Annotated in this window: 24 protein-coding genes and 1 tRNA gene; 11 read left to right on the top strand and 14 right to left on the bottom strand. The window is 69.1% G+C overall.

The features are described from left to right. Positions 1-11: 11 nt before the first annotated feature. From MTBUT4_RS08500 to MTBUT4_RS08480, 5 genes are all read right to left on the bottom strand, one after another. The gene (locus tag MTBUT4_RS08500; RefSeq protein ID WP_173979250.1) at positions 12-317 is read right to left on the bottom strand and encodes a DUF86 domain-containing protein; all 306 of its coding nucleotides are present in this window, start codon (positions 315-317) and stop codon (positions 12-14) included. A 34-nt stretch (positions 318-351) separates the two neighbouring features. Beyond that, on the bottom strand, positions 352-651 hold the full coding sequence (locus MTBUT4_RS08495; RefSeq protein WP_173979249.1) for a nucleotidyltransferase family protein: 300 nt from the start codon (positions 649-651) through the stop codon (positions 352-354). A 52-nt stretch (positions 652-703) separates the two neighbouring features. Beyond that, positions 704-1,261 carry a DUF4142 domain-containing protein gene (locus MTBUT4_RS08490; RefSeq protein WP_173979248.1) on the bottom strand — a complete coding sequence of 186 codons (558 nt, stop codon included), beginning with the start codon at positions 1,259-1,261 and terminating at the stop codon, positions 704-706. Positions 1,262-1,326: 65 nt separating this feature from the next. After that, a complete protein-coding gene (locus MTBUT4_RS08485; RefSeq protein WP_173979247.1) occupies positions 1,327-2,274 on the bottom strand; it encodes an AEC family transporter in 948 nt (315 codons plus the stop codon). 39 nt (positions 2,275-2,313) lie between these two features. Beyond that, positions 2,314-2,820: an HPP family protein gene (locus MTBUT4_RS08480; RefSeq protein WP_173979246.1), complete on the bottom strand. Its 507-nt coding sequence runs from the start codon at positions 2,818-2,820 to the stop codon at positions 2,314-2,316. A gap of 115 nt (positions 2,821-2,935) precedes the next feature. On the opposite strand from MTBUT4_RS08480, the gene dprA reads away from it, so the two are divergent. From dprA to topA, 3 genes are all read left to right on the top strand, one after another. After that, the gene (gene dprA, locus MTBUT4_RS08475; protein ID WP_173979245.1) at positions 2,936-4,057 is read left to right on the top strand and encodes a DNA-processing protein DprA; all 1,122 of its coding nucleotides are present in this window, start codon (positions 2,936-2,938) and stop codon (positions 4,055-4,057) included. A gap of 13 nt (positions 4,058-4,070) precedes the next feature. Continuing rightward, positions 4,071-4,367 carry a hypothetical protein gene (locus tag MTBUT4_RS08470; RefSeq protein WP_173979244.1) on the top strand — a complete coding sequence of 99 codons (297 nt, stop codon included), beginning with the start codon at positions 4,071-4,073 and terminating at the stop codon, positions 4,365-4,367. A gap of 119 nt (positions 4,368-4,486) precedes the next feature. Further along, positions 4,487-7,147 (top strand): type I DNA topoisomerase, encoded by a 2,661-nt coding sequence (gene topA, locus MTBUT4_RS08465; protein ID WP_173979243.1) that lies wholly within the window; start codon positions 4,487-4,489, stop codon positions 7,145-7,147. Between the two features lie 10 nt (positions 7,148-7,157). Here the strand turns inward: topA and MTBUT4_RS08460 are convergent, their stop codons facing one another. Together MTBUT4_RS08460 and MTBUT4_RS08455 are read right to left on the bottom strand one after the other, a co-directional pair. Beyond that, the gene (locus MTBUT4_RS08460; protein ID WP_173979242.1) at positions 7,158-8,870 is read right to left on the bottom strand and encodes an OFA family MFS transporter; all 1,713 of its coding nucleotides are present in this window, start codon (positions 8,868-8,870) and stop codon (positions 7,158-7,160) included. A 147-nt stretch (positions 8,871-9,017) separates the two neighbouring features. After that, a complete protein-coding gene (locus MTBUT4_RS08455; RefSeq protein ID WP_173979241.1) occupies positions 9,018-9,920 on the bottom strand; it encodes a response regulator in 903 nt (300 codons plus the stop codon). Positions 9,921-10,118: 198 nt separating this feature from the next. Between MTBUT4_RS08455 and MTBUT4_RS08450 the strand changes: the two genes are divergently transcribed. The 3 genes from MTBUT4_RS08450 (at position 10,119) to plsY (ending at position 13,128) form a co-directional block, all read left to right on the top strand. Next, entirely contained in the window at positions 10,119-11,075 is a 957-nt protein-coding gene (locus MTBUT4_RS08450; RefSeq protein WP_173979240.1) for an aspartate carbamoyltransferase catalytic subunit, read from the top strand. Next, positions 11,075-12,382, top strand: a complete 1,308-nt coding sequence (gene pyrC, locus MTBUT4_RS08445; protein WP_173979239.1) for a dihydroorotase — start codon at positions 11,075-11,077, stop codon at positions 12,380-12,382. Before MTBUT4_RS08450 ends, pyrC begins: the two co-directional genes overlap by 1 nt. Positions 12,383-12,510: 128 nt before the next feature. Beyond that, positions 12,511-13,128, top strand: coding sequence for a glycerol-3-phosphate 1-O-acyltransferase PlsY (gene plsY, locus MTBUT4_RS08440; protein ID WP_173979238.1), 618 nt, complete (start codon positions 12,511-12,513; stop codon positions 13,126-13,128). Here plsY and MTBUT4_RS08435 read toward each other — a convergent pair. Further along, on the bottom strand, positions 13,099-14,238 hold the full coding sequence (locus MTBUT4_RS08435; protein WP_173979237.1) for a YbfB/YjiJ family MFS transporter: 1,140 nt from the start codon (positions 14,236-14,238) through the stop codon (positions 13,099-13,101). The genes plsY and MTBUT4_RS08435 overlap by 30 nt on opposite strands. Positions 14,239-14,398: 160 nt before the next feature. On the opposite strand from MTBUT4_RS08435, the gene MTBUT4_RS08430 reads away from it, so the two are divergent. Beyond that, positions 14,399-15,433, top strand: coding sequence for an HD domain-containing phosphohydrolase (locus MTBUT4_RS08430; RefSeq protein ID WP_173979236.1), 1,035 nt, complete (start codon positions 14,399-14,401; stop codon positions 15,431-15,433). Between the two features lie 188 nt (positions 15,434-15,621). Here MTBUT4_RS08430 and MTBUT4_RS08425 read toward each other — a convergent pair whose 3' ends face one another. Then, positions 15,622-15,999, bottom strand: coding sequence for an SPW repeat protein (locus tag MTBUT4_RS08425; protein ID WP_173979235.1), 378 nt, complete (start codon positions 15,997-15,999; stop codon positions 15,622-15,624). A 175-nt stretch (positions 16,000-16,174) separates the two neighbouring features. Between MTBUT4_RS08425 and MTBUT4_RS08420 the strand changes: the two genes are divergently transcribed. Further along, positions 16,175-17,248: a site-specific DNA-methyltransferase gene (locus tag MTBUT4_RS08420; RefSeq protein ID WP_173979234.1), complete on the top strand. Its 1,074-nt coding sequence runs from the start codon at positions 16,175-16,177 to the stop codon at positions 17,246-17,248. Positions 17,249-17,386: 138 nt separating this feature from the next. Then, positions 17,387-17,515, top strand: coding sequence for a hypothetical protein (locus tag MTBUT4_RS19695; protein WP_256367233.1), 129 nt, complete (start codon positions 17,387-17,389; stop codon positions 17,513-17,515). A 9-nt stretch (positions 17,516-17,524) separates the two neighbouring features. Here the strand turns inward: MTBUT4_RS19695 and MTBUT4_RS08415 are convergent. From MTBUT4_RS08415 to MTBUT4_RS08405, 3 genes are all read right to left on the bottom strand, one after another. Further along, a tRNA-Leu gene (locus MTBUT4_RS08415) sits at positions 17,525-17,609 on the bottom strand. A 410-nt stretch (positions 17,610-18,019) separates the two neighbouring features. Continuing rightward, the gene (gene pap, locus MTBUT4_RS08410) at positions 18,020-19,537 is read right to left on the bottom strand and encodes a polyphosphate:AMP phosphotransferase (protein ID WP_173979233.1); all 1,518 of its coding nucleotides are present in this window, start codon (positions 19,535-19,537) and stop codon (positions 18,020-18,022) included. A 171-nt stretch (positions 19,538-19,708) separates the two neighbouring features. Next, entirely contained in the window at positions 19,709-21,223 is a 1,515-nt protein-coding gene (locus MTBUT4_RS08405; RefSeq protein ID WP_173979232.1) for a UbiD family decarboxylase, read from the bottom strand. 139 nt (positions 21,224-21,362) lie between these two features. On the opposite strand from MTBUT4_RS08405, the gene MTBUT4_RS08400 reads away from it, so the two are divergent. Both MTBUT4_RS08400 and MTBUT4_RS08395 read left to right on the top strand, forming a co-directional pair. Then, positions 21,363-23,135, top strand: a complete 1,773-nt coding sequence (locus MTBUT4_RS08400) for an HD family phosphohydrolase (protein ID WP_173979231.1) — start codon at positions 21,363-21,365, stop codon at positions 23,133-23,135. A 7-nt stretch (positions 23,136-23,142) separates the two neighbouring features. Beyond that, complete coding sequence (locus MTBUT4_RS08395) at positions 23,143-23,406, top strand: hypothetical protein (protein ID WP_173979230.1); 264 nt, start codon at positions 23,143-23,145, stop codon at positions 23,404-23,406. Positions 23,407-23,680: 274 nt separating this feature from the next. Here the strand turns inward: MTBUT4_RS08395 and MTBUT4_RS08390 are convergent, their stop codons facing one another. Beyond that, on the bottom strand, positions 23,681-24,472 hold the full coding sequence (locus MTBUT4_RS08390; protein WP_173979229.1) for a M23 family metallopeptidase: 792 nt from the start codon (positions 24,470-24,472) through the stop codon (positions 23,681-23,683). After that, positions 24,473-25,456: a COX15/CtaA family protein gene (locus MTBUT4_RS08385; RefSeq protein WP_173979228.1), complete on the bottom strand. Its 984-nt coding sequence runs from the start codon at positions 25,454-25,456 to the stop codon at positions 24,473-24,475. Positions 25,457-25,617 lie beyond the last annotated feature (161 nt).

Genomic DNA, 25,617 nt, shown 5'->3' with positions numbered 1-25,617 from the left:
CAAGCGACGCCTCAGTGTCCGAGCTTTTCCAGGGCGGCGAGGCAGGCGGCGCGCAGCGGGGGGAGGTCTTCCTGGACGACACCCCAGAGGACCACGACGCTCACTCCGTCGTATTCATGGCGCATCCGGTTGCCCATGCCCCGGATTTCAGCCCAGGGAGGGCCGGGGCACAGCAGGTCGATCTCGGGACCGAGCTTGCGGGCGGCCTCGCAAATGATCTCGACGCAGCGCTCGACGGCGCGGCGGGTCTGCCGGCGCTCCCGGAGATCCCGTGCGTTGGCGACGCCGACGACGAATTCCTCGATCTCCTCGATCATGTCGAGGATGTCCCGGAGCCGACGCCTCGGGTCCTCAGAAGGCATGCTTGTAGTCCCGCTCGATCTCGGCGCGCAGGCGGGCGCGCACGCTGGTCCGGTCGGCCATATCGACCTTCGTTCCCACCAACGATTCGAGATAGTCGCCCAGGGCGTTGTAGCGCAGCAGGCCCATGGGACGGTCGCAATCCAGGTCCAGCGCCACGTCCACGTCCGAGTCCTCGGTCTCCTCGCCGCGCGCCACCGAGCCGAACACGCCGGCGTGCAGGACGCCGCGCGCCTTCAGCTCGTCCTGATGGGCGCGAAGTATCGCCAGGATGTCGTCCAGCCGTGCCATGCCCTGGATTATAGGCGGGCGGCGGCGATTCCGCCACCCGCCCGGCAGCGGTTCAGCGCGGCACTTCCGCCTGTTCCTTCGACTTCAGGCCGGCCTGGACCTCTTCGGCCATGCGCATGTGTTCCTGCAGCTTGGGCAGGGTTTCGCTGGCATAGCCCTTCAGCTCGGCATTGGCGCCGCGCTCGGAATAGCGCTGGTAATCCCCGATGGCCTGGCGGTGGTCCTCGACCATGACGCTCATGAAGGCGCGGTCGAAGGCGGGCCCGGCGGTGCCCGACACCTTGTCGTAGGCGCGGCGCTTGTCCGGCGGCAGCTCGGCCGGCTCCTTCAGCCCGAGGCCGGTGGCGATGCCCGTCAGCTTCTGCTCGGCCTGGGTGTGATCCTGCACCATGCGGCTGGCGAAATCGCGCACCGCCGTGGTGTCGGCGCGCTCCTCGCCCAGCTTGCCCAGGCGCATCTCGGCCATGTTGCCGGCCATGGCGGTCTCGGCGAACTGGCGATCGGCGCGGTCGAGGGCGGGCGGGGCGGCGCTCGACTGGTCCTGGGCGGCGGCCGCCACGGGCAGGGCGGCGGCCAGAACGAGTCCGAACAGGGCGAAGGTGGGGCGCATGGGATGCCTCCTGGCTGGTGCGGGGTTCAACCCGAAGAACAGCCGGAGGCGCCGTTGGTTGCCTTTCAGGGCACGCCGCCGGCCAGCAGCAGCCAGGCGGGAAGGGTCGCCGCCGCCAGCAAGGTGCTGGCGGTGATGATCGCCGACATCAGCCGCGCATCGCCGCCCAGCTGGCGCGCCAGGACATAGGAATTGGGCGCCACCGGCAGGGCGGCGTAGGCCACCGTCACCGCCAGGGCGGTCCCCCGTACCCCCAGCAGCCAGGCGGCCACCCCCACCAGCAGCGGCAGCAGCGCCAGCTTGCCCAGGGTGGCGACCGCCACCGCCCGGCCGCTGCTGCGCAACGTGGACGGATCGAGGCCGGCGCCCACCGCCAGCAGGCCCATGGGCAGCGACGCCTGCCCCAGGATCTTGAGCAGCGGCCCGACCACCGGCGGCAGGCCGATGCCGCCCAGGTTGAGGCCGATGCCGAGCAGGCAGGCGATGATCAGCGGATTGGTCAGCACGGGCATCAGGCGGTCGCGCCAGCCGGGGCCGGCGCCTCCCACGGGGCGGCACCAATGCACCAGCCCCAGCACCGACACCAAATTGGCCAGCGGCACCACCACCGCCACGCAGATGGCGGTCAGCTTCAGGCCGGACGGTCCGAACAGGCCGGCGGCGGCGGCCAGGCCGACATAGGTGTTGGGGCGGAACAGGCCCTGGAACAGCGACGAGAAGCCGGGCGCATCGAGGTGCAGCGGCGCCCCGGCGGCGCGGCGGGCGAGCAGGGCGGCCAGCCCCGCCATGACCAGGAGGCCGCCGCCATGGACGGCGACCATTTCCGCCACCGGCTGCCCGGCCAGGGACGCCTCGGCCAGGCTGGACACCAGAAGGGACGGAAACAGGATGAAATAGGTCAGCTTCTCGGCCGGCAGCCAGAAGGCATCGGGCAGGAACCGGGCGGCGCGCAGTGCCCAGCCCAGGACGATCAGCAGGAAGATGGGCGCGAGAGCGCCGAGGATGGGACCCATGCGCCACTGTGTCGCCAAAGCGCCCAGAGCCGCAAGAGGTCAGGGTTCCGGTGCGGTATGGGGCAAGGGATAATGGCCGCGCGGCGGCAGCCAGCGATGCACGATCACCCCGGCCAGGACGATGGCGACGCTGCCGGCAAGGATGGGGAAGACCAGATACCACCAGCCGGGATGCAGGGCCAGCACCACCAGGGCGTCGGCCCCGGCGGGCGGATGGGTCACCCGCGCCACCGCCATGGCGGCGATGGCCAGCCCCACCCCCAGCGGCAGCGTCCACCATCCCGGCGGCAGCACTTCGGCCAGCACCAGGGCGATGGCGGTGGACAGCAGATGGCCGCCGATGACGTTGGCCGGCTGCGCCAGCGGGCTTTCGTGGACGCCGAAGACCAGCACCGCCGAGGCCGCCAGCGGCGCGATCAGCAGCAGGTTGCCGGCCGCCTCGGCCATGGCCGCGCACAGCGCGATGGCGATCAGGCCGCCGATCCCCGCCTTCACGGCGCACAGCCGGCACGGGGCGGGCTGGTGGCGTCGGACGAAACGCCGCATGGAACCTCCCTGCTATATGTATTCTGTTTACCTAATATCGGGCGGCCGCCGCAACATTGCTTTCGGTCAAGGGGGGAGGCTTGACGGCGGGGCCGCGATCGCGCAGGCTCGCGCGATGGATGAGGAAACCAGAACGCTTTCCCCGCAAGAGCGCCGTGACTGGCTGCGCCTGATCCGCAGCGAGAACGTCGGCCCGCGCACCTTCGCCCGCCTGCTCGAACGCTTCGGCTCGGCGGCGGCTGCGTTGCAGGCGCTGCCCGACCTGGCGCGGCGCGGCGGGCGGGCGCGTCCCATCAAGGTGTGCCCGGCCGACGTGGCGAGCGCCGAGCTGGAAGCGGCGGAGTCCCTGGGGGCGGTGGCGCTGGCCCGCTGCGAGCCGGGCTATCCGCGCTGGCTGGCGGCGGTGGAGGATTCCCCGCCCATCCTCTACGCCCGCGGCAATTCCTCGCTGCTGACCCGGCCCATGGTCGCCATGGTGGGGGCGCGCAACGCCTCGGCCAACGGCCGCGCCCTGGCGCGCAGGCTGGCCGCCGAGCTGGGCCGCGCCGGCCTGGTGGTGGCCTCGGGCCTGGCCCGCGGCATCGACGCCGCCGCCCACGAAGGGGGCCTGGCGACCGGCACGGTGGCGGCCATGGCCGGCGGCATCGACGTCATCTATCCGCCCGAAAACACCGGCCTTTATGACAAGGTGGTGGCCATGGGCTGCGCGGTCTCGGAGATGCCGCCCGGCACCCAGCCCCAGGCCAGCCACTTCCCGCGGCGCAACCGCATCGTCTCGGGCCTGTCGCTGGGGGTGGTGGTGGTCGAGGCCTCGCTGAAGTCGGGCTCGCTGATCACCGCCCGCCTGGCCGCCGAGCAGGGGCGCGAGGTGTTCGCGGTGCCCGGCCATCCCATGGACCCGCGCGCCTCGGGTCCCAACGACCTGATCCGCAACGGCGCCCAGCTGACCGAGACCGCCGGGGACGTGCTCGCCGTGCTGTCCGACCTGCTGCGCCGCCCGCTGGCCGAGGGGCGCAAGGACGGCTACCGCGCCGCCGCCGCGCCGCCCGACGAGTCCGAACTGGCCCGTGCCCGCGCCCAGGTGATGGATTGCCTGGGCCCGACTCCCGTCGCGGTTGACGTTCTCATCCGCGAGACTGCATTGTCACCGGCGGTGGTGTCCATGGTCCTGCTCGAACTGGAGCTGGCCGGACGCCTGGAGCGCCTGCCCGGCCAGAGCGTGGCGCTGCTGTCTTGACCAAGGGGGAACGATGGGCCTGTTTTCCGCCCCGGGGCCGCTGGAGCGCGCCCGCAAGCTCTACGCCCGCTTCAAGCCGATGCGGGCCAGCGGCCGCCTCGAGGCCGAACAGGACGGCGTCCGCCTGGAGGTGTTCGGCCGCGGCTGCGGCGGCGGCGCCAGCCTGGTGGTGCGCGAGGTCCGCGGCGACCAGGTGGCCTACGCCATGCTCGCCCTCCATGCCGATGACGGCATCGAGCAATCGTCGTTCGGCTCGGCCGCGGCGGCCCTCGACTTCGTCGAGAGCGTCGCCCGCCGATTGGGCCTGTAGGCCGGAACGGGCGGTGACGGTTGACTCCAATGGTCCGCAATGCCAATTGTCTGCGCCGTGACGCCCGGCATCGGCCAGTTCGCCGTTTCCGCGCGCCCCGTCTCCTCGGATAGGACCGTATGAAGGTCGTCGTCGTCGAATCGCCCGCCAAGGCCAAGACCATCAACAAGTACCTGGGAAGCGATTTCCATGTGCTGGCGTCCTACGGCCACATCCGCGACCTGCCGGCCAAGGACGGCAGCGTCCGGCCCGAGGACGGCTTCGCCATGGACTGGGAGACCGACGCCAAGTCGGACAAGCAGATCCGCGAGATCGTCGGCGCCCTGAAGGGGGCCGACAAGCTGTTCCTCGCCACCGACCCGGATCGCGAGGGCGAGGCCATCTCGTGGCACGTCCGCCAGGTGCTGGAAGCCAAGGGGGCGCTGAAGGGCAAGGACGTCAAGCGGGTGGTCTTCAACGAGATCACCAAGACCGCCGTGCTCGACGCCATGCGCAATCCGCGCGACATCCACCAGGACCTGGTCGATGCCTATCTGGCGCGCCGCGCGCTGGACTATCTGGTCGGCTTCACCCTGTCGCCGGTGCTGTGGCGCAAGCTGCCCGGCTCGCGTTCGGCCGGGCGGGTGCAGTCGGTGGCGCTGCGCCTGATCTGCGAGCGCGAGACCGAGATCGAGAGTTTCCGCACCCAGGAATACTGGTCGGTGCAGGCCGACTTCCTGACCCCCAAGGGGGCGATGATCACCGCCGCGCTGACCCAGCTGGACGGCAAGAAGCTGGACAAGTTCGCCCTGCCCGACGAGGCCGCGGCCATGTCGGCCAAGGCCCGCATCGAGGCGGCCAAGTTCTCGGTCGCCTCGGTCGAGCGCAAGAAGGCCAGGCGCAACCCCTACGCCCCGTTCACCACCTCGACCCTGCAGCAGGAAGCCAGCCGCAAGCTCCACATGTCGGCCAAGCACACCATGCAGCTGGCCCAGCGCCTGTACGAGGGCGTCGATATCGGCGGCGAGACGGTGGGTCTCATCACCTACATGCGAACCGACGGCGTGCAGATGGCGGCCGAGGCCATCGCCAGCGCCCGCGACCTGATCGGCCGCGACTACGGCAAGGATTACGTGCCGGGCTCGCCCCGCCTCTACAAGACCAAGGCCAAGAACGCCCAGGAAGCGCACGAGTGCATCCGCCCCACCGACATGTTCCGCCGCCCCGAGCAGGTGGCGCGCACCCTCGACCGCGACCAGCTGCGCCTCTACGACCTGATCTGGAAGCGCACCGTGGCCTCGCAGATGGCCGCCGCCGAACTGGACCAGGTGGCGGTGGACGTGGCCAGCGCGGCGCGCGACATCACGCTGCGGGCCACCGGCTCGGTGGTGGTGTTCGACGGCTTCCTCAAGGTCTACCGCGAGGACCGCGACGACGCCCCGGCGGCGGGCGGCGAGGATGACGATTCCGAGCGGCTGCTGCCCGACGTCGCCGAGAACGATCCCATGGCCCGCCAGGCGGTGCGCCCCGAGCAGCACTTCACCCAGCCGCCGCCCCGCTATTCCGAGGCCAGCCTGGTCAAGCGCATGGAAGAGCTGGGCATCGGCCGCCCCTCCACCTACGCCTCGATCCTGTCGGTGCTGCAGGAGCGCGACTACGTCAAGCTCGACCAGCGCCGCTTCATCCCCGAGGATCGCGGCCGCCTGGTCACCGCCTTCCTGGAAAGCTTCTTCAAGCGCTACGTGGAGTACAACTTCACCGCCGACCTGGAGAACCAGCTGGACGACATCTCCGGCGGGCGCATCGACTGGCGCAAGGTTCTGGAGGAATTCTGGCGCGAGTTCTCGGCCGCGGTGGACGACACCAAGGAATTGCGCGTCGCCAACGTCATCGAGGCGCTCGACCGCGACCTCGGGCCGCACTTCTTTCCCGAGGACGGCACCGGGCGCGATCCGCGCCTGTGCCCGGGCTGCAATTTCGGCCGGCTGTCGCTGAAGCTGGGCAAGTTCGGCGCCTTCATCGGCTGTTCCAACTATCCCGAATGCCGCTTCACCCGGCCGCTGGCGGTGGCCGGCGAGAACGGCGAGGCGGCGGCCGAGGCCGGCGAAGGCCCCAAGGAGCTGGGCGTCGATCCGGCCACCCGGGAGCCGATCACCCTGCGCAAGGGCCCCTACGGCTGGTACGTGCAGCAGGGCGAGGGCAAGAAGCCCAAGCGGGTGTCCCTCTACAAGGGCCTGGAGCCCGCCGGACTCAGCCTGGAGATCGCGCTGAAGCTGCTGGAACTGCCGCGCACACTGGGCAGCCATCCCGACACCGGCAAGCCCATCGCCGCCGGAATCGGGCGCTTCGGCCCCTATCTGCTGCATGACGGCGTCTACAAGTCGCTGACGCCCGGCGACAACGTGCTGGCCATCGGCATGAACCGGGCGGTCGAGCTGATCGCCCAGGGCAAGGGCGGCAAGGGCAAGGCGGCGGGGCCGCTGAAGACCCTGGGCGAGCTGGACGGCAAGCCGGTCACCGTCCATGCCGGGCGCTACGGCCCCTATGTCTCCTCGGACGGCGTGCACGCCACCCTGCCCAAGGGCGGCAGCCCCGACACCGTCACCCTGGACGAGGCGGTGGCGCTGATCCGCGCCAAGGCCGCCCGCTCGCCGGCCAAGCCGGCCAAGGCCCCGCGCAAGGCGGCGGCGCCCAAGGCCAAGGCCCCCGCCAAGGCCAAGCCCGAGGCCGAGGCCAAGCCGAAGCGGGCGCCGGCGAAGAAGAAGCCGGCCGCCGCCAAGGCGAAGCAGGCGAAGGGCTGAGGGCGGGCGGCTACGAGCGCGCCAGCGCCGGCTCGGCCTCCTCCTTCATGTAGTGGCGCTCCTTCACCGGGCCGACCAGCAGGTTGGCGGTCAGACCCACCAGCAGCAGCCCGGCCATGGCGTACATGGTGGTGTTGTAGAGGCTGGGGGTGGGATCGACGGTGCCCGCCGGGGCGAGCTCCATCAGCTTGCCGATGGTCACCGAATTGGCGGCGATGAGCTGATCGAGGTTGAGCACGTCGGTGCCGAACGCCGCCTGGAAGCGGGCGGGCTCGACCTTGGCCGCCAGATCGTGCAGGGCGGTATTGCGCGACGCCTCGCGCAGGCTGGTGATGGCCAGCGGCCCCAGCACGCCGGCGATGCTCCAGGCGGTCAGCAGGCGGCCATGGATGCCGCCGACATATTTGGTGCCGAAGATGTCGGCCAGGTAGGCGGGGATGGTGGCGAAGCCGCCGCCGTACATGGTGAAGATCAGCATGGTGGCGCCGTAGAACATCACCAGCCACATCACCGCCGGGTGGGCGCTGACCTGCTGGGCGGCGAAGGGGATCGACAGGTACAGCAGGGTGCCGAAGGCGAAGAACACGAAATAGGTGTTCTTGCGCCCGATGTAGTCGGACGCGCTGGCCCACAGGAAGCGGCCGGTCATGTTGAACACGCTGATCATCAGCACGTAGGTGGCGGCGAAGCCGCCGTTGACGATGGCCGGCAGGCTGCTGCCGAAGATCTCGGCCATCATGGTCTTGGCGACGCCGATGACGCCGATGCCGGCGGTGACGTTGGTGCACAGGATCACCCACAGCAGATAGAATTGCGGGGTCCTCAGCGCCTCGTCGATATGGACGTGGCGGGTGGTGATCATCGCCTGCCGGCCCGCCTCGGCCGGCGGGGTCCAGCCCTTGGGACTCCAGCCGGCGGCGGGGACGCGGAACGAGAAGGCGGCGATCAGCATCACCACCAGATAGACCGCTCCCAGCAGGAAGAAGGTCTCGGCGGCGCCGGTCGAGCCGGTGCCGACCACATAGGCGCCCTCGGCGCCGGGGATCGGCAGGGCGGCGGCCTCCTTGGCCGAGATCACCACCACCTCCTTCATCACGCCGCCGATTTCGACGAAGCGCTTGCCGGCCTCGGTGACGATCCTCAGGCCGCTCGCGCCGCCGAGATATTCGGGCGCCTGGTAGAACGACTTCAGCAGGAATTCCTTCAAGGGGGCGCCGATCATCGCGCCGCCGCCGAAGCCCATGATGGCCATGCCGGTGGCCATGCCGCGGCGGTCGGGATACCAGCGGATCAGGGTGCTGACCGGCGACACGTAGCCCAGCCCCAGGCCGCAGCCGCCCAGCACGCCGTAGCCCAGATACAGCAGCCACAGCTGGTGGATGAGGATGCCGAGCCCGCCGATCATGAAGCCGCCGCCCCAGCACAGGGCGGCGACGGTGCCGACCATGCGCGGCCCCACCTCCTCCAGCCACTTGCCGGCGAAGGCCGCCGACAGGCCGAGGAAGGCGATGGCGACCGAGAAGATCCACACCACCGACGACAGCGACCAGTCGTCGGCGGCGCTGCCGACCACGCCCAGCGCCTTGGTCAGCGACGGGTTGAAGATGCTCCAGGCATAGACCGAGCCGATGCACAGGTGGATGCCCAGCGATGCCGGCGGCACCCGCCAGCGGTTGAAGCCCGGCGGGGCGACGATTTGGTCCTTCCTCAGGCGCGCGAACATTCCTGGCCTCCCTCGACCACGATGACGATGGCTGGCCGGTGTTGTCGCCGCCCCGGCTTTCCCCGGGCGGGATCATAGGAAGATCGAGGGAGACGGGCGCGAGAAAGTATTATGACCGGAGACGGCGGCGGCCGGGAAATGCCTTCCTCAGGCGCTCCGCGCCACGGGGGGCGCGCTGCCGACCACCCGCACCACCGATTTGGCCAGCATCGCCAGTCGCTCCAGTTCGCCGAAGGCGACCGATTCCACGGAATGATCGACGCGGCGCGCCATGTCCAGCAGATCGGCCACGGTGGCCAGGTGCGGCTCCAGCGGCGTCGCCTTCATCCGCTTGGTCATGTCCTCGGCCACCACCACCAGCTTGTTGGTGTAGGGCATCAACGCCTGCGGGTTGGTCACCACGCCGTCGCGCACGCTGGCGTGGACATGGTTGACCAGCCAGTCCAGCTGCGCCGCGTGGCGCTCGATCTTCAGGCGGTTGAGGGCGGTTCCGGCCTCGCGCACCAGGCGATCCAGCCGGGTGCCGTCGATTCCGGATTCCGCGCGCACCTTCAGCGGATTGGGCGGCTCCAGCATGGGGGCCGGCGGGCCATCGCCGGCGCGTCCCTTCAAGCGGCGGTCGGGGCCGGTATAGTCGTGGGTGACCACGAACGGCTTGCGCATGCGGGTCAGCTTCTCGATTCGCTGCATCAGTTGCTCGGGCGCCACCGGCGTCACCAGCAGGTCGTCGCTGCCGGCGTTGATGGCGCGCCTGACGTAGTCGGGGTCGGCGCTGGCCAGCATCGAGATCACCACCACGAACGGATTGCCGCCCAGGCGCTGGTTGCGCATCTCGCTGATCAGGTAGCCGACGTCGTTGCCCTCCAGCTGGGTCGACGCGATGAGCAGGTCGAGCGAATCCTGCTCGATCAGCTCGTGCAGCTTGACGAAGCTGGCGGTGTCGGTGATCGCCCGGAACCCCATGGGAAACAGCGCGGCGCGAAGGCCGGTGCGGATCATCGGGCTGGGGTCGGCGATGACCAGGCGGACTTTGTCAAATGATGGAGGCACGACCTTTTCCCGCTATCCCCGGAAGCTCCCCAACAGCTTCCGCCAGACCTCTGACCGTTGGTCCGGGTCCCCGCTCCCCTACGCACAGAGATACCATTTCGGCATAATGGAATCATCTGTCGATTCGTATAAGACACCCCTTCCAGTCACCCATGGCCGCTTGCGGGGGCGGCGGGGTCGCCATATAGTTCGGCCATCATGACCGACCCGCGCTTTCCGCACCGCCATCTTCTCGGCATCCAGGGCCTGGGACCGCAGGAGATCAGCACCATCCTCGACCTGGCCGACGGCTACGTCGACCAGAACCGGGGCGTCGACAAGCGCAAGAACCTGCTGCGCGGGCGCACGGTGGTCAACCTGTTCTTCGAGAACTCGACCCGCACCCGCACCAGTTTCGAACTGGCCGGCAAGCGCCTGGGCGCCGACGTCATCAACATGCAGACCTCGGCCAGTTCGGTCACCAAGGGCGAGACCCTGATCGACACCGCCATGACGCTGAACGCCATGCACCTGGACGTGCTGGTGGTGCGCCACCCCGATTCGGGGGCGGTCAAGCTGCTGTCGGAGAAGGTCAACTGCGCCGTCATCAACGGCGGCGACGGCAGCCACGAGCACCCCACCCAGGCGCTGCTCGACGCGCTGACCATCCGCCGCCGCAAGGGCCGGCTGTCGGGGCTGAAGGTCGCCATCTGCGGCGACGTGCTGCACAGCCGGGTGGCGCGTTCCAACATCTACCTGCTCAACGCCATGGGCGCCGAAATCCGCCTGATCGGGCCGCGCACCCTGATCCCGGCCCAGGTCGAGCGCATGGGCGTCGAGGTCTTCCACGACATGCGCCGGGGCCTGGACGATGTGGACGTGGTGATGATGCTGCGCATCCAGAACGAACGCATGAAGGGCAACTTCATCCCCTCGATCCGCGAATACTTCCACTTCTTCGGCCTCGACCGCGAGAAGCTGGCGATGGCCAAGCCCGACGCGGTGATCATGCATCCCGGCCCGATGAACCGCGGCGTCGAGATCGATTCCGACGTCGCCGACGACGTCGAGCGCTCGCTCATCCGCGAGCAGGTGGAGATGGGGGTGGCGGTGCGCATGGCCTGCCTCGACCTGCTCACCCGCAGTCTGCCCAATTCCGACGGGAGCCTGGTCTGATGCCGCCCCGCGCCCAATCCGGCCTGGTCGCCTACGTCAACGCCCGCCTGCTCGATCCGGCCACCGGCCTGGACGGCGCGGGAGCGCTGCTGACCAACGGCGAGATGATCGCCGATGTCGGCCCCGGCCTGTTCCGCGGCGGCGTGCCCGCCGGCATCGAGGTGGTCGATTGCGCCGGCCTGTGCCTGGCCCCCGGCCTGGTCGATATGCGGGTGCAGCTGCGCGAGCCGGGCGAGGAGCACAAGGAGACCCTGCGCTCGGCCGGCGAGGCGGCGGTGGCCGGCGGGGTGACCTCGATGGTCTGCCTGCCCAACACCGATCCGGTGATCGACGAGGTGGCGACGGTGGAGTTCGTCGCCCGCCGGGCCCGCAAGATCGGCCTGGCCAAGGTCTATCCCTATGCCGCCGCCACCAAGAAGCTGGAGGGCAAGGAGCTGTCCGAGATGGGCTTCCTGGCCGAGGCCGGGGCGCTGGGCTTCACCGACGGCACCAGGGCCATCCGCAATGCCCAGGTGATGCGCCGCGCCCTCTCCTATGCCGCCACCTTCGGCGCGCTGATCGTGCAGCACCCCGAGGAGCCCAGCCTGGCCGAGGGCGGCGCCATGAACGCCGGCGAGCTGGCCACCCGCATGGGCCTGTCCGGCATCCCGCCGGCCGCCGAGGCGATCATGCTGGAGCGCGACATGCGGCTGGTCGAGATGACCGGCGGGCGCTATCACGCCGCCCACGTCTCCACCGCCGAGGGCGTCGAGATCGTGCGCAAGGCCAAGGCCCGCGGCCTGCCGGTCAGCTGCGACACGGCGCCGCCCTATTTCGCGCTCAACGAGCTGGCGGTGGGCGACTACCGCACCTTCGCCAAGCTGTCGCCGCCGCTGCGGACCGAAGCCGACCGCCAGGCGGTGGTGCGGGGGCTGGTGGACGGCACCATCGACGCGGTCGCCTCGGACCATGCGCCGCAGGACGCCGATTCCAAGCGCCAGCCCTTCGCCCAGGCGGAATTCGGCGGCGTCGGCCTGGAAACCCTGCTGGCGGTGACGCTGGAGCTGCACCACAACGCCCATCTCGGCCTGCTCGAGGCGCTGAAGCTGGTCACCTGCGCCCCGGCCGACATCCTGGGCCTCGCCGCCGGACGGCTCAAGGTCGGGCAGGCCGCCGACCTGGTGCTGTTCGACCCGGCCCGCGGCTGGCAGGTCAAGCCCGACCAGTTCCGCTCCAAGTCCAAGAACTCCCCCTTCGACGAGCGCCCGGTCCAGGGCCAGGTGATGCGCACCGTGGTCGATGGCCGCACGGTGTATGACCGTGGTTGACCCCACCGTCATCCCCCTCCCCCCTTGCGGGGGAGGGTCGGGGTGGGGGGGGAACCGCGTCAGACGTGGTCGTTCGCGACTCCACCCCACCCCCAGCCCCTCCCCATCGAGGGGAGGGGAGTAAAGCCATGACCGCCCTCCTCCTCGCCGCCCTCGGCGGCTATCTGCTGGGCTCGGTTCCGTTCGGCCTGGTGCTGACCCGCGCCGCCGGGCTGGGCGACATCCGCGCCATCGGCTCGGGCAATATCGGCGCCACCAACGTGCTGCGCACCGGGCGCAAGGGCCTGGCCCTGGCGACCCTGCTGCTGGATGGCGGCAAGGGGGCGGCGGCGGCGTTGTCGGCACTGGTCCTCGCCGGCGAGCAGGCCATGCTGGTGGCCGGCCTGGCCGCCGTGCTCGGACACAATTTCCCGGTCTGGCTGAAGTTCAAGGGCGGCAAGGGGGTGGCGACCACGCTCGGCACCCTGTTCGCCTGCGCCTGGCCGGTGGGCCTGGCGGCGGTGGCGACCTGGCTGGTGACGGCCGCAATCTTCCGCATCTCGTCGCTGTCGGCGCTGACCGCCCTGGCGCTGTCCCCGGCCTTCGCCTGGGTCCTCGCCGGTCCCGAGACGGCCGCCATGGCCGCCGGCCTGGCCGCCCTCGGCTTCATCCGCCACGAGGCCAACATCCGCCGCCTGCTGAAGGGCGAGGAGCCGCGGATCGGCAAGGGCAAGAAATTACCGGGCGATTCTTCCGCCCAGCCATAGCAGCGGCGCCCCGGCCAGCACCACCGCCGCCGCCATGCCCAGCGCCGCCGGCCAGCCGCCCCAATCGGCCAGCGCCGCCGCCAGCAGCGGGCCGATGATCTGGCCGATGCCGAATACCGCGGTCAGCAGCGCCATGGCCCGGGCCGGTGCCGCCGGGGTGATGGCGCGGCCCAGGGCCAGCGCCATGCCGACGATGCCGAGGAAGGTGGCGCCGTAGCACACCGCCCCGGCCAGCACCGCGGCGGGATGGGACGACAAAGCCGGCAGCGCCATGCCCGCCGCCTGGACCAGATGGGCGGCGATCAGCGCCGGCACATAGCCCTTGCGCTCGGCCAGCCACGACCACGCCAGCGCCGACGGCACCGCCGCCAGGCCCACCATCACCCAGGACAGGTTGCCCAGATGGGCGATGGTCGGACTCTGCTTGACCACCGCCACCAGGAACGTGCCGGTGACGATGTAGCCCAGGCCTTCGCAGAAATACGCGGCGGCCAGCATTCCCAACGGATAGGCCACCGCCGGCGGCGGCGCGGCGGCGGTGCCGGGCTTGGGGTGGGCGTCGCGCAAAGCGGGCCAGGACAGCAGCGCCAGGGTGGCGGCGATGGCCGTCGCGGCAAGCCAGCCGGCGCCCGAGCCGGCGGCCTCGCCGATCCAGGCGATGGGGCCGCCGGCGACCACGATGCCGGCCCCGACGCCGCCGAAATGCAGCCCGGCCAGGCGGGCGTGGCCCAGCTCGGCGAGCCGCGGCACCACCAGCGCCGAGGCCAGCACGAACACCCAGGCCGAGGCGATGCCGGCCGCCAGCCGCAGCCCGTTCCACGCCGCCATGGACGGGGTCGCCGCCATGCCGGCCATGGTCGCCAGCAGCACCATCAGGCCCAGCGCCAGCAGCCGGTGGCGGGCCAGGTCGGTGCGCACCCACCCCGCCCACACGGCGCCGATCAGGTAGCCCAGATTGTTGGCGGCGGCCAGCACTCCGGCGGCCTGGGTGTCGAAGCCGGCCTCGGCCTGCATCAGCGGCAGCAGCGGGGTGAAGGCGAAGCGGCCCAGGCCCAGCGACACGGCGCAGGCCAGCATGCCGCCCATCAGCGCGCGGGCCGTCGCTCCCATTCCAAAGCCTCCGGTCTGACCACCGGTTTCAGCATGCCGGCCGCCTAAGCCGGGCGCCACCTGGAATTTTCCCGGGTCGGGGCGATGGATGTGCGTATGCTGTGCGGCTATCCCGAAAACCATACTTGAGGATTAATTCCAAAGTTGCGAAAATGTGAAGATGCGAGATCCATCCGGTCCACCCATCCACCTGCTGGTTGTCGAGGACAATCCCGGTGACGCGCGCTTGGTTCAACTGCAACTGGCCGATGCCGGACCGTTCGAGGTGTCGTGCCGGGGCAGCCTGGCCGAGGCGCGGGCGTGGCTGGCCGATCACTCGGCCGACGCGGTGCTGCTGGATCTCTCGCTGCCCGACAGCAGCGGCCTGCCCACCATCGATGCCATGCGCGACATCGCGCCGGATCTGCCGATCATCGTCTTCACCGGTCTGGACAGCGAGGACGTCGGCATGGCCGCGGTCAAGCGCGGCTGCCAGGACTATCTGGTCAAGGGGCACGGCGACGGCCACCTGATCGCCCGCAGCGTCGCCTATTCCATCGAGCGCAAGTCCATCGAGCGCGAACGTCAGGCCGCCGCCGACCAGCTGAAGCGGGTGTTGCTGCAGACCGTGCGCACCGTTTCGCTGGCCCTCGAGATGCGCGACCCCTATACCGCCGGCCACCAGAAGCGGGTGGCCCAGCTGGCGGTGGCCATCGGCGAGCACATGGGCCTGGCGCAGTCGGTGGTCGAAGGCCTGCACACCGGGGCGCTGATCCACGACCTGGGCAAGATCAACGTGCCGGCCGAATTCCTCTCACGCCCCGGCAAGCTGACCGCCGCCGCCTTCGACGTGGTCCGCTCCCACGCCCGGGTCGGCGCCGAGATCGTCGCCGGCATCGAGTTCCCGTGGCCGGTCGCCGACATGATCCGCCAGCACCACGAACGCCTGAACGGCACCGGCTATCCCGACGGGCTGACCGGCGACCAGATCATCATCGAGGCCCGCATCCTGGCGGTGGCCGACGTGGTCGAGGCCATCAGCAGCCACCGCCCCTATCGCCCCTCGCTGGGCATCGAGGCGGCCATGCGCGAAATCCGCGACCATTCCGGCAGCAAGTACGACCCCGACGTGGTCGCCGCCTGCAACGAGGTCATCCGCGCCAACGGCAGCCAGATCTTCCACGACGACACCGACCTGCCCGCCGTCTGGCTGTAATCGGGTAGCCCTGTCTAACAGGCTGCGGAAAAAATCCCGATTTAATCCCGTCATTCCCGCGAGGGCGGGAATCCATGCCTCGGCACACAATATGGTGCGGTCAGTTCTCGGCATTGCCCCAGCATGGACCCCCGCCGTCGCGGGGGTGACGGAGTAGAGGAGGGCAAGCAGAGTCTTACCGCAGCCTGCTAAATTGGCGCCCGCTCTGCGCTGGCGTGCGCCAGCCCGTCCCACAGCGCCAGGACGGCCACCGCCACCCCGACCAGCACGTGGTTCCACAGCGGCGCCACCGAGGCCTCGCCGGTGCCGACGAAGCCGATCACCCACGGCGACACCAGCAGCCACAGCCCGAACACGGCGTTCAGCCATTCCTCCCACTGGGCGTAGCTGATCAGCGCCGCGGTGGCCACCGCGGCGACCGCGATGCCCAGGATCCAGGAATTGGTGGCGGCCCCGGCGAGGCCGGTATAGCCCAGCACCCAGGGCGAAACGAACAGCCAGAGGCCAAGGGCCAGATTGACCCAGTCCTGCCAGAAGGTGGTGTTTGCGCGGGGTCCGATGGGCATGGCGGTTTCTCCGGGCTGTTGCTGCGGTGCACTGCTCCGGCCCGCCATTTGGGCGCCTGCGGGTGGGGGCTCAATCCTCCCTGTGGGGCATGCGCTTCGGTGGCGGTTGGTTAAGAATCCCTTTATTACAGGTACTTCTTGACGGACTCTCGCATTTGACTCAAATTGGCTCCCCATGTCCCTGCCGCTCGACACCATTCTTGAGGGCGACTGCATCGCCCGCCTGGAGGCCCTGCCGCCGAAATCGGTGGACCTGGTCTTCGCCGACCCGCCCTACAACCTGCAACTGGGGGGCGAGCTGCTGCGCCCCAACAACAGCCGGGTCGACGGCGTCGACGACGATTGGGACCGATTCGGCAGCTTCGCCGATTACGACGAATTCACCCGCCGCTGGCTGGCCGCCGCCCGCCGCGCGCTGAAGGACGACGGCGCCTTGTGGGTGATCGGCAGCTACCACAACATCTTCCGGGTCGGCGCCATCCTGCAGGACCTGGGCTACTGGATGCTCAACGACATCGTGTGGCGCAAGACCAACCCGATGCCCAACTTCCGCGGCACCCGCTTCACCAACGCCCACGAGACCTTGATCTGGTGCGCCAAGTCGGCGGAAAGCCGCTACACCTTCAACTACGACGCCATGAAGGCGCTGAACGACGATTTGCAGATGCGGTCGGACTGGTCGATCCCGCTGTGCACCGGGTCCGAGCGGCTGAAGGCCGAGGGCGCCAAGGTGCATCCCACCCAGAAGCCCGAGATGCTGCTCTACCGGGTGCTGATGGCCACCACCAAGCCGGGCGACGTGGTGCTGGACCCGTTCTTCGGCACCGGCACCACCGGCGCCGTGGCGAAGAAGCTGAGGCGCCACTTCATCGGCATCGAGCGCGACCCCGGCTACCTCGCCGCCGCCAGGGAGCGCATCGCCAAGGTCCGCCCGGTGTCCGAGCTTTCCCTGCTCGCCACCCCGTCCAAGCGATCCGAGCCCCGCATCCCCTTCGGCACGGTGGTCGAGCGCGGCCTGCTGGAGCCGGGAACGGTGCTGTACGGCGACAAGAAGGACAAGTGGACGGCCAAGGTGCGCGCCGACGGTACCCTGATCAGCGCCGACCACCGGGGCTCGATCCACAAGGTCGGCGCCCTGGTGCAGAACGCCCCCGCCTGCAACGGCTGGACCTTCTGGCACCTCAAGCAGGGCGACGACTACGTCGCCATCGACGTGCTGCGGCAGAAGATCCGGGCCGAACTGCATTAGCGTCCCCCACAACCGCCAAATCGCGCGGCGCGAACTCGCACGGCGCGACCGCGCATGCGGCGTCCTACCGCGTCGGCGGCAGGGTGGATCGGGCGGATGTCTCCACTTGCACCACAGGCAAGCGAAACGGAGGATGCCATGTTCCTGTGGATTCCCATTCTGGCCATCATCGTGGGCGCCGGTATCGTCACGGTCGACAGCACCATGGACCATCCGCCGCCGCAGCAGGCGCAGCAGCAGGAGGAGAACCAGGCACCGGCGCACTGAATCTGTAGATGGTGCGGACGGGGGGACTCGAACCCCCACTTCCGAGGAAAACGGATTTTAAGTCCGCTGCGTCTACCGGTTTCGCCACGTCCGCGCGGCGCCTGTTATAGCGCAGGCGCTGGCGCGAACAAAGGATCAGGCGGCTTCCCTGCCGGCGTGGCGGATGCCGACGAGGTGGAATTAATCGTGCGGATGGTCTCGGCGATGGTGGCGATGGCGTCCGAGGCCCGCGGCGCCGGAATCCTCATGCCTAGACCATGTTCCGTTCAAACGGAACATGGTCTGATTGTTTAGCCCTCGCCGGGCGGGCGCGTTCCGCGCCCTTGGCCGCGGCCCCTTGGGCCGCGGGCATGTTCCGTTTGAACGGAACACGCCCTAGTCCTCCCCCGGCATTGCCCGTGGGGGACATCTTGGCATGTGCTCAACTAGCGGACTATGACGATGCCACACCGAAAAGTGCTGGAGAACCCGGCGGGCAACTCAACCATAGGGTAAGACCCGGGATCAGCCCTTCTTCCGCTTCAGTGCCGCCTCGAGCGCATCGCACACCGTGGTCAGCACCTTGACGCGGGCGAACGGCTTGGAATTGGCTTCGACCAGGGTCCACGGGGCGATGCGGGTCGAGGTCTGCTCGACCATGTCGTTGACCGCCGATTCGTAGACGTCCCACTTCTCGCGGTTGCGCCAGTCCTCGTCGGTCAGCTTCCACTTCTTGTATTCGATCTCGCCGCGCTGGGTGAAGCGGGCCAGCTGCTCCTCCGAGGTGATGTGCAGCCAGAACTTGCACAGCACGTGGCCGGCCTCGACGATCTGCTCCTCGAAATCGTTGATCTCGCCGTAGGCGCGGCGCCAGGCTTCCTCGGAGCAGAAGCCCTCGACCCGTTCCACCAGCACCCGGCCGTACCACGAGCGGTCGAAGATGGTGACGCGGCCGGCCCGCGACAGATGGCGCCAGAACCGCCACATGTAGTGCTGGGCCCGCTCCTCCTCGGTGGGGGCGGCGATGGGGATGACCTGATAGTCGCGCGCGTTGATGGCGTTGGTCAGGCGGCGGATGGTGCCGCCCTTGCCGGCGGCGTCCCAGCCCTCGAACATCAGCACGGTGGAGACCCCGGCCTCCTTGGCGCGGTGATGCAGCTGGGCCAGACGGCCGCGCTGCTCCTGCAGGCGTCGGTTGTAGTCGGCCCCCTCCAGCGTCTGGGTCATGTCCAGCGAGGACAGGATCGAGGGCTGGCCGGTCAGCGGCTTCGGCTTGGCCGCCTTGGCCTTGCCCGGCTTCTTCATCTCCGCCGCCACCTTCTTGGCCACCTCGCGCGCCTCCAGGTGGCGCAGGATGGCCTCCTTCACCGTGTTCAGCACCACGGTGTAGCGGTAGCGGGCGTCGGCGCCCTCGACGATGTGCCACATGGCGTGGCTTTTCGAGGTGTGCATGATGAGGCGCTCGGCGGCGCCGGCGAACTTGTTGTAGAGCTTCCAGTGCTTCCAGTCGGTTTCGGTCACCTGCCACGCGGTGAGCGGGTCTTCCTCGAGCTTCTTCAGGCGCTTCTTCTGCGCCTTCTCCGACAGGTGCATCCAGAACTTGAGGATCAGCGCGCCTTCGTCGGCCAAGGTCTTCTCGAAGCGGACCACCCGTTCCAGTTGCTCGTCCATCTCGGCCACCGAGATGCGGCCATAGACCCGGTCGACCAGCGGCGGATGGTACCACGACGACAGGAACAGGCCGATCTTGCCCTTGGCCGGCAGGTCGCGCCAATACCGCCAATATCCGGGGCGCTCGCGCTCCTCCTCTGACGGTCGGCCATAGGCGCGGGTGTCGATCCAGCGCGGGTCCATCCATTCGTTCAGCAGATTGACGGTCTCGTTCTTGCCGGCCCCGTCGACCCCGGCGAACACGATGATGACGGGAAAGTCGGCGGAGCGCAGACGCTGCTGCAGATCCAGCAGTTCCGTCCGCAGCGTCATCGCCATGGCGTCGAAATCATCGCGGCTGACCTTGCGGCCCAGTTCGGCGGCCTCGAACATGACGTCCCCCCTTTGCTTCCGTCATGGAATTGACCCGAACAGGCTATGCCTGTCCGGCCAAGACGACAAGGAGGTTTCAGCCGGCGAGATACTGCACCGTGACCGCCAGTATTGCGCACAGGCTCAGGCAGAACAGGATGGTCAGGAGCAGCTTGGGGCCTTCGGACATGGTCACTTCCAGATCGGCCGGCCGGCGCCGGGCAGGCCGTATTCGGACCAGCGCCGCGTCACCTGCTCGACCATGTCGTCGGCCATGCGGATCTTGGTGCCCCACTCCCGCTTGGTCTCGGGCGGCCACTTGTTGGTGGCGTCCAGGCCGAGTTTGCCGCCCAGGCCGCTTTCCGGGCTGGCGAAGTCCAGGTAGTCGATGGGGGTGCCCTCGACCACGGTGATGTCGCGGGCCGGGTCCATGCGGGTGGAGATGGCCCACATGACGTCCTTCCAGTCGCGGCAGTCGATGTCGTCGTCCACCACGATGACGAACTTGGTGTACATGAACTGCTTGAGGAAGCTCCAGATGCCGAACATCACCCGCTTGGCGTGGCCGGGATAGCTCTTTTTGATGCTCACCACCGCGATGCGGTAGGAACAGCCCTCGGGCGGCAGCCAGAAATCGACGATCTCGGGGAATTGCTGGGTCAGCAGCGGGATGAACACCTCGTTCAGCGCCTCGCCCAGCACCGATGGCTCGTCCGGCGGGCGGCCAGTGAAGGTGGAGAGGTAGACCGGGTCGCGGCGCATGGTGACGGCCGACACGCGGAAGACCGGGAAGTCCTCGACGTTGTTGTAATAGCCGGTGTGGTCGCCGTAGGGGCCTTCCGGTCCGGTCTCGTCGGGCATGACGTGGCCCTCGAGCACGATCTCGGCCTCGGCCGGCACCTTCAGCGGCACCGTCCGGCACTCGGCCAGCTCCACCTTGGCGCCGCGCAGCAGGCCGGCGAACTGGTATTCCGACAGGGTCTCGGGCACCGGCGTCACCGCCGCGATGATGGTGGCGGGATCGGCGCCGATGACCACCGCCGCCGGCATCGGCCCCCTGCCCTCGGCCACCCAGCGGCGGAACTGCTGGGCGCCGCCGCGGTGCTTCAGCCAGCGCATCAGGGTGGTGTTCCGGCCCGTCACCTGCATGCGGTAGATGCCCAGGTTGAAGGCGTCGCGCTTGTCGCCGTCGGGATTGGGTCCTTGCGTCACCACCAGCGGCCAGGTGATCAGCGGCGCCGGCTCGCCCGGCCAGCAGCCCTGGATCGGCAGCATGGAGAGATCGACGTCGTCACCCTGGTAGATCACCTGCTGGCACGGGGCGGAGCCGACGGTCTTCGGCTTCATGGCCATCACGGTCCTGACCAGCGGCAGCATGCCCATGGCCTCGCGCAGGCCGCCGGGCGGCTCGGGCTGCTTGAGGAAGGCCAGGGTCTCGCCGACCTCGCGCAGCTGCCCGGGCTCGCGGCCCATGCCCCAGGCCACCCGCTCGACGGTGCCGAACAGGTTGACCAGCACCGGCATGGGGTATTTCGAGCCGTCCGACTTGCGCACATCCTCGAACAGCACCGCCGGTCCCCGCTCGGCCAGCAGGCGGGTCTGGATTTCGGTCATCTCCAGGTGCGGCGACACCGGCGCAGGCACGCGCACCAGCCGGCCGGCGGCCTCAAGCCGTTGCATGAACTCGCGCAGGGAAGAATAGGCCACGGCGTCCTCCGTCATTGCCCCCAGGGAAGCCCAAGCGGCATCGGGCGTCAACCCTACGCCACACTGAGGCTTGGAGCGCGGTCGTTTTGGCGCTAGGCTGAAACGCACATCAGGGGGTCGGACCGAGGGAACCGCGCACATGGCCGCCGCGTCACAGGAGCAGCGTTACCGCACGCTCATCGAACTGGGCATCGCCCTGTCCGCCGAGCGCAACCACAACCGGCTGATGGAGAAGATCCTGCTGGGCGCCAAGTCCATGGCCAACGCCGATGGCGGCACCCTCTATCTGGTCACCGAGAACAAGGATGGTCTCCGGTTCGAGATCATGCTGAACGACACCCTGGACGTCGCCATGGGTGGAACCACCGGCAAGGCCATTCCGTTCCCGCCGCTGAAGCTCCACGACGAGCAGGGCAATCCCAACCACAAGAACGTGTCGAGCTACTGCGCCCTGTCGGGCAGCACGGTGAACATCGCCGACGCCTACGACGTGGACAAGTTCGACTTCTCCGGCACCAAGGCCTTCGACGCCAAGACCGGCTACCGCTCGAAATCGTTCCTGACGGTGCCGTTGAAGAACTACGAGAACGAGGTGATCGGCGTCCTGCAGCTGATCAACGCCCGCGACCGCAAGAACAACGTGGTCGCCTTCGGCAACGACATCACCCCGCTGATCGAGGCCCTGACCAGCCAGGCCGCGGTGGCGCTGGACAACCAGCGCCTGATCGAGGCCCAGAAGCACCTGTTCAAGAGCTTCATCCAGGTCATCGCCGGATCGATCGACGCCAAGAGCCCCTATACCGGCGGCCACTGCAACCGTGTCCCGGAGCTCACCTTCATGCTGGCCAAGGCGGCCTGCGAGCAGGCCGAGGGACCCTACGCCGATTTCGACCTCACCGAGGACGAGTGGTACGAGCTGGAGGTCGCCGCCGGCCTGCACGATTGCGGCAAGGTGACGACGCCCGAATACATCGTCGACAAGGCGACCAAGCTCGAGACCATCTACAACCGCATCCACGAGGTGCGCATGCGCTTCGAGGTGCTGAAGCGCGACGCGGTGATCGAGTACCTGGAGGGCGTGGTCGCCGGCGACGAGCCCGAGGAAACGCTGAAGACCCGCATGGAGGAGCGCCTGACCAGGCTCGACGACGACTTCGCCTTCGTCGCCGAGTGCAACGTCGGCGGCGAGTTCATGGCCCCCGAGCGGGTCGAGCGTCTGAAGACCATCGCCGAGACCACCTGGGTGCGCACCCTGGACGACACCCTGGGGCTGTCCCTGGACGAGATGCGGCGGCGCACCGGCGACGAGCCCAAGCCGCCGGTGGTCGAAAAGCTGCTGTCCGACAAGGCCTGGCACGTCGTCCCGCACGAAGTGGCCTTCGACCTCTCCCGCTACGACGAGGAGGGCTTCAGCATGCGGCCCTGCGCCCAGAAGTACAATCTGGGCGAGATGTACAACCTGGCCATCGGCCGCGGCACCCTGACCGCCGAGGACCGCTTCAAGATCAACGAGCACATCACCCAGACCATCCTGATGCTGAAGGCCCTGCCCTTCCCCAAGAACCTGGCCCGGGTGCCGGAATGGGCCGGCGGCCACCACGAGAAGATGGACGGCACCGGCTATCCCAAGGGCCTGAAGCGCGACGACATGAGCCTGCCGGCCCGGATGATGGCCATCGCCGACATCTTCGAGGCGCTGACCGCCGCCGACCGCCCCTACAAGAAGCCCAAGACCCTGTCGGAATCCCTCAAGATCATGTCGTTCATGGTCAAGGACGCCCACATCGACCCCGAACTGTGGCTGCTGTTCCTGCGTTCGGGCGTGTGGAAGGATTATGCCGAGAAGTATCTCAAGCCCTCGCAGATCGACGAGGTGGACATCTCGGTCTACCTGCCCAAGGCCGCGGAGTAGAACGACCGTGGGATTCGACGAGATCAACTTCCTCGCCTTGCCGGTGGCCTTCCTGCTGGCCCTGGTCGGCACCCCGGTGGTCCTGCTGAAGGCCGGCTACCCCAAGGGCAAGACCGCCTTCGGCACCCTGGCCCTGACGGCGGTGGCCCTGGCCTTGTTCGCCATCGTGCTGAAGGTCCAGACCCGCGCCGACCTCACCGCGCTGCCGCTGGCCTGGCTCGCCCCCGTCGCCATCGCGGTGGCGCTGTGGCAGCTGAAGAAAATGGCCTAGCGGGCCGCAGACACTGCTTGCAACCCTCTGTTCCGTCACCCCCGCGAAGGCGGGGGCCCATGTTGGGGCAATATGACGGTCTGACCGCATTATGTCGTGTGCTGAAGCATGGATTCCCGCCTGCGCGGGAATGACGGAAGAAAAATGGAAGTTTTTCCGTGGGCTATTAGCGGGCTGATTTTCACCACAAAGACACAAAGGTCACGAAGAGCTAAATATCTCTTCATGGTCCTTCGTCACCTTTGTGTCTTTGTGGTGCACTGCCTTTCTTTCGTTATTTTTTAGCCAGCACCGCCATCACCGTTTCCGGGTCCAGGCGCACGTCCAGCCAGCTGGCGCCCCAGTGCAGGTGCGGACCGGTGGCGCGGCCCGAGGCGCCGACGGCGCCGATGACCTGGCCGGCCGCCACGCGCTGGCCTTCGCTCACCTCGGCGCGCGACAGGTGGGCGTAGACGGTCTGCAGCCCCAGGCCGTGATCGACCATCACCGTCAGGCCGGTGAAGACCATGTCGGGATGGGCCAGGGTCACCACACCGTCGCCGACGCTGCGCACCGGGGCGCCGACGGGGGCGGCGATGTCGGTGCCGGAATGGGGGGCGCGCGGCTCGCCGTTGAGGATGCGCCGGCTGCCGAACACGCCGGAGACCGGGCCGTCGGCCGGCGCCACCAGACCGCCGAGGAAACGGGATTCGGGGCTGATTGCGGCGCGGCGCTCGGCGATCAGGGCGGCTTCCGCCTTGATGCGGACCAGCGCCGCCGGATCGGGGGTGACCTTGGCCGGGGGCAGGCCGTCGATGCGCTGCACCGGCCAGTCGCGCGGCGCCACCGCCAGCTCGCGCCGCTCGCCGTCCACCTCCAGCACCGCCACCGCCGCCGCCTCCTGGCCGAAGCCGAGCAGGAAGCGGCCCATGGAATCCACCGGCACCGCGCGGCCGTCCAGGCGCACCGCGCTGCCCGGGGCGGCCCGCCCGAGGGCGATGCCGCCCTGCTCAAAGCGGCCCGACAGCTCGAAGGCGAAGGCGGGAAAGGCGAAAAAGGCGAGAACGGCCGCCAAGGCGAGGCGCATCTATCCGGTCCTGACGCTGTGGAGCGCCCATACTAGCAGAGCCAGCAGCGCCACCGCCCCCATCTGATGCAGCGCGGCCAGGGCGACGGGCACGCCGCCCAGCAGGGTGGCGATGCCCAGGCCGGCCTGAGCCCAGGCCAGGGCGGCGGCCGCCCGCACCCGTGCACTGCCGCTCCACAAGGCGAGCAGGGTGAGGCAGGCGACCAGGGTGAGGGCCAGCACCCGGTGCACGTACTGCACCGCCGCCGGAGTGGCGACGGCGTTGAGCAGGGGCGGTTCAAGGACCAGCCCGCCCAGCGGGAACAGGCCGCCATCCATCAGCGGGAAGGTGGGATTGACCAGGCCAGCGCCGAGCCCGGCCACCATCGCTCCCCAGGCCATGGTGGCGAAGGCCAGGCCGAGCACCGCCGCCAGCGCGCGGCGCAGGCGGGCTCCGGCCGCCGGGGGGCCGGCGACCAGATCAAGGGCGGTCCACAGCAGCGCCGCCAGCAGGCCCAGGGCCAGCAGCAGATGGGCGGCGAGGCGGAAATGGCTCACCTGCGGCCGGTCGACCAGCCCGCTCGCCACCATCAACCAGCCCAGCAGCCCCTGCGTCGCCCCCAGAGCCAGCAGCAGCAGCAGGCGCCGCAGCAGCCGTCCGCGCACCAGGCCCAGCGCCACGAACAGCGCCAGCGGCAGGGCGAAGGCGAAACCCATCAGACGGCCCCACAGGCGATGCAGATATTCCAGCCAGAAGATGCCCTGGAAGCCGGCCAGATCCATGCCGGCATTGACCAGACGGTATTGCGGGCTGGTGCGGTAGGCGGCGAAGGCCTCGCGCCACTCGGCCTCGGTCAGCGGCGGCAGCAGGTGGTGGGGCTGCCATTCCACCATGGACAACCCCGACCCGGTCAGCCGCGTCAGCCCGCCCAGCGCCACCATCGCCGCCACCATGGCGGCAATGGCGAACAGCCAGACGGCGACGGAACGGGACGGCTTTCGCATAGGGAATGATATGGCTGCCCGCGTGGAGGGGGGCCAGGGCTGACCAAGGTCGGTACGAAGGCCTTATGTCACCCCCCATCCGTAGCCTCACCCTGAGGAGAGCGCCTGAGCGCTCGTCTCGAAGGACGAGGCGGGCCACGAACGCCGTGCCACGGGCCTCA

It is taken from the genome of Magnetospirillum sp. UT-4 (assembly GCF_902729435.1).
GTDB lineage: Bacteria > Pseudomonadota > Alphaproteobacteria > Rhodospirillales > Magnetospirillaceae > Magnetospirillum.
Note: the sequence above shows the minus strand (reverse complement) of the source record. Positions and strands in the feature narration are given on the sequence as shown.

Excerpts from the sequence above, each read along its gene's own strand:
- MTBUT4_RS08500 (WP_173979250.1), bottom strand. The coding sequence starts at position 317 with ATGATCGAGGAGATCGAGGAATTCGTCGTCGGCGTCGCCAACGCACGG.
- MTBUT4_RS08495 (WP_173979249.1), bottom strand. The coding sequence starts at position 651 with ATGGCACGGCTGGACGACATCCTGGCGATACTTCGCGCCCATCAGGAC.
- MTBUT4_RS08490 (WP_173979248.1), bottom strand. The coding sequence starts at position 1,261 with ATGCGCCCCACCTTCGCCCTGTTCGGACTCGTTCTGGCCGCCGCCCTG.
- MTBUT4_RS08485 (WP_173979247.1), bottom strand. The coding sequence starts at position 2,274 with ATGGGTCCCATCCTCGGCGCTCTCGCGCCCATCTTCCTGCTGATCGTC.
- MTBUT4_RS08480 (WP_173979246.1), bottom strand. The coding sequence starts at position 2,820 with ATGCGGCGTTTCGTCCGACGCCACCAGCCCGCCCCGTGCCGGCTGTGC.
- dprA (WP_173979245.1), top strand. The coding sequence starts at position 2,936 with ATGGATGAGGAAACCAGAACGCTTTCCCCGCAAGAGCGCCGTGACTGG.
- MTBUT4_RS08470 (WP_173979244.1), top strand. The coding sequence starts at position 4,071 with ATGGGCCTGTTTTCCGCCCCGGGGCCGCTGGAGCGCGCCCGCAAGCTC.
- topA (WP_173979243.1), top strand. The coding sequence starts at position 4,487 with ATGAAGGTCGTCGTCGTCGAATCGCCCGCCAAGGCCAAGACCATCAAC.
- MTBUT4_RS08460 (WP_173979242.1), bottom strand. The coding sequence starts at position 8,870 with ATGTTCGCGCGCCTGAGGAAGGACCAAATCGTCGCCCCGCCGGGCTTC.
- MTBUT4_RS08450 (WP_173979240.1), top strand. The coding sequence starts at position 10,119 with ATGACCGACCCGCGCTTTCCGCACCGCCATCTTCTCGGCATCCAGGGC.
- pyrC (WP_173979239.1), top strand. The coding sequence starts at position 11,075 with ATGCCGCCCCGCGCCCAATCCGGCCTGGTCGCCTACGTCAACGCCCGC.
- plsY (WP_173979238.1), top strand. The coding sequence starts at position 12,511 with ATGACCGCCCTCCTCCTCGCCGCCCTCGGCGGCTATCTGCTGGGCTCG.
- MTBUT4_RS08435 (WP_173979237.1), bottom strand. The coding sequence starts at position 14,238 with ATGGGAGCGACGGCCCGCGCGCTGATGGGCGGCATGCTGGCCTGCGCC.
- MTBUT4_RS08430 (WP_173979236.1), top strand. The coding sequence starts at position 14,399 with ATGCGAGATCCATCCGGTCCACCCATCCACCTGCTGGTTGTCGAGGAC.
- MTBUT4_RS08425 (WP_173979235.1), bottom strand. The coding sequence starts at position 15,999 with ATGCCCATCGGACCCCGCGCAAACACCACCTTCTGGCAGGACTGGGTC.
- MTBUT4_RS08420 (WP_173979234.1), top strand. The coding sequence starts at position 16,175 with ATGTCCCTGCCGCTCGACACCATTCTTGAGGGCGACTGCATCGCCCGC.
- MTBUT4_RS19695 (WP_256367233.1), top strand. The coding sequence starts at position 17,387 with ATGTTCCTGTGGATTCCCATTCTGGCCATCATCGTGGGCGCCGGTATC.
- pap (WP_173979233.1), bottom strand. The coding sequence starts at position 19,537 with ATGTTCGAGGCCGCCGAACTGGGCCGCAAGGTCAGCCGCGATGATTTC.
- MTBUT4_RS08400 (WP_173979231.1), top strand. The coding sequence starts at position 21,363 with ATGGCCGCCGCGTCACAGGAGCAGCGTTACCGCACGCTCATCGAACTG.
- MTBUT4_RS08390 (WP_173979229.1), bottom strand. The coding sequence starts at position 24,472 with ATGCGCCTCGCCTTGGCGGCCGTTCTCGCCTTTTTCGCCTTTCCCGCC.
- MTBUT4_RS08385 (WP_173979228.1), bottom strand. The coding sequence starts at position 25,456 with ATGCGAAAGCCGTCCCGTTCCGTCGCCGTCTGGCTGTTCGCCATTGCC.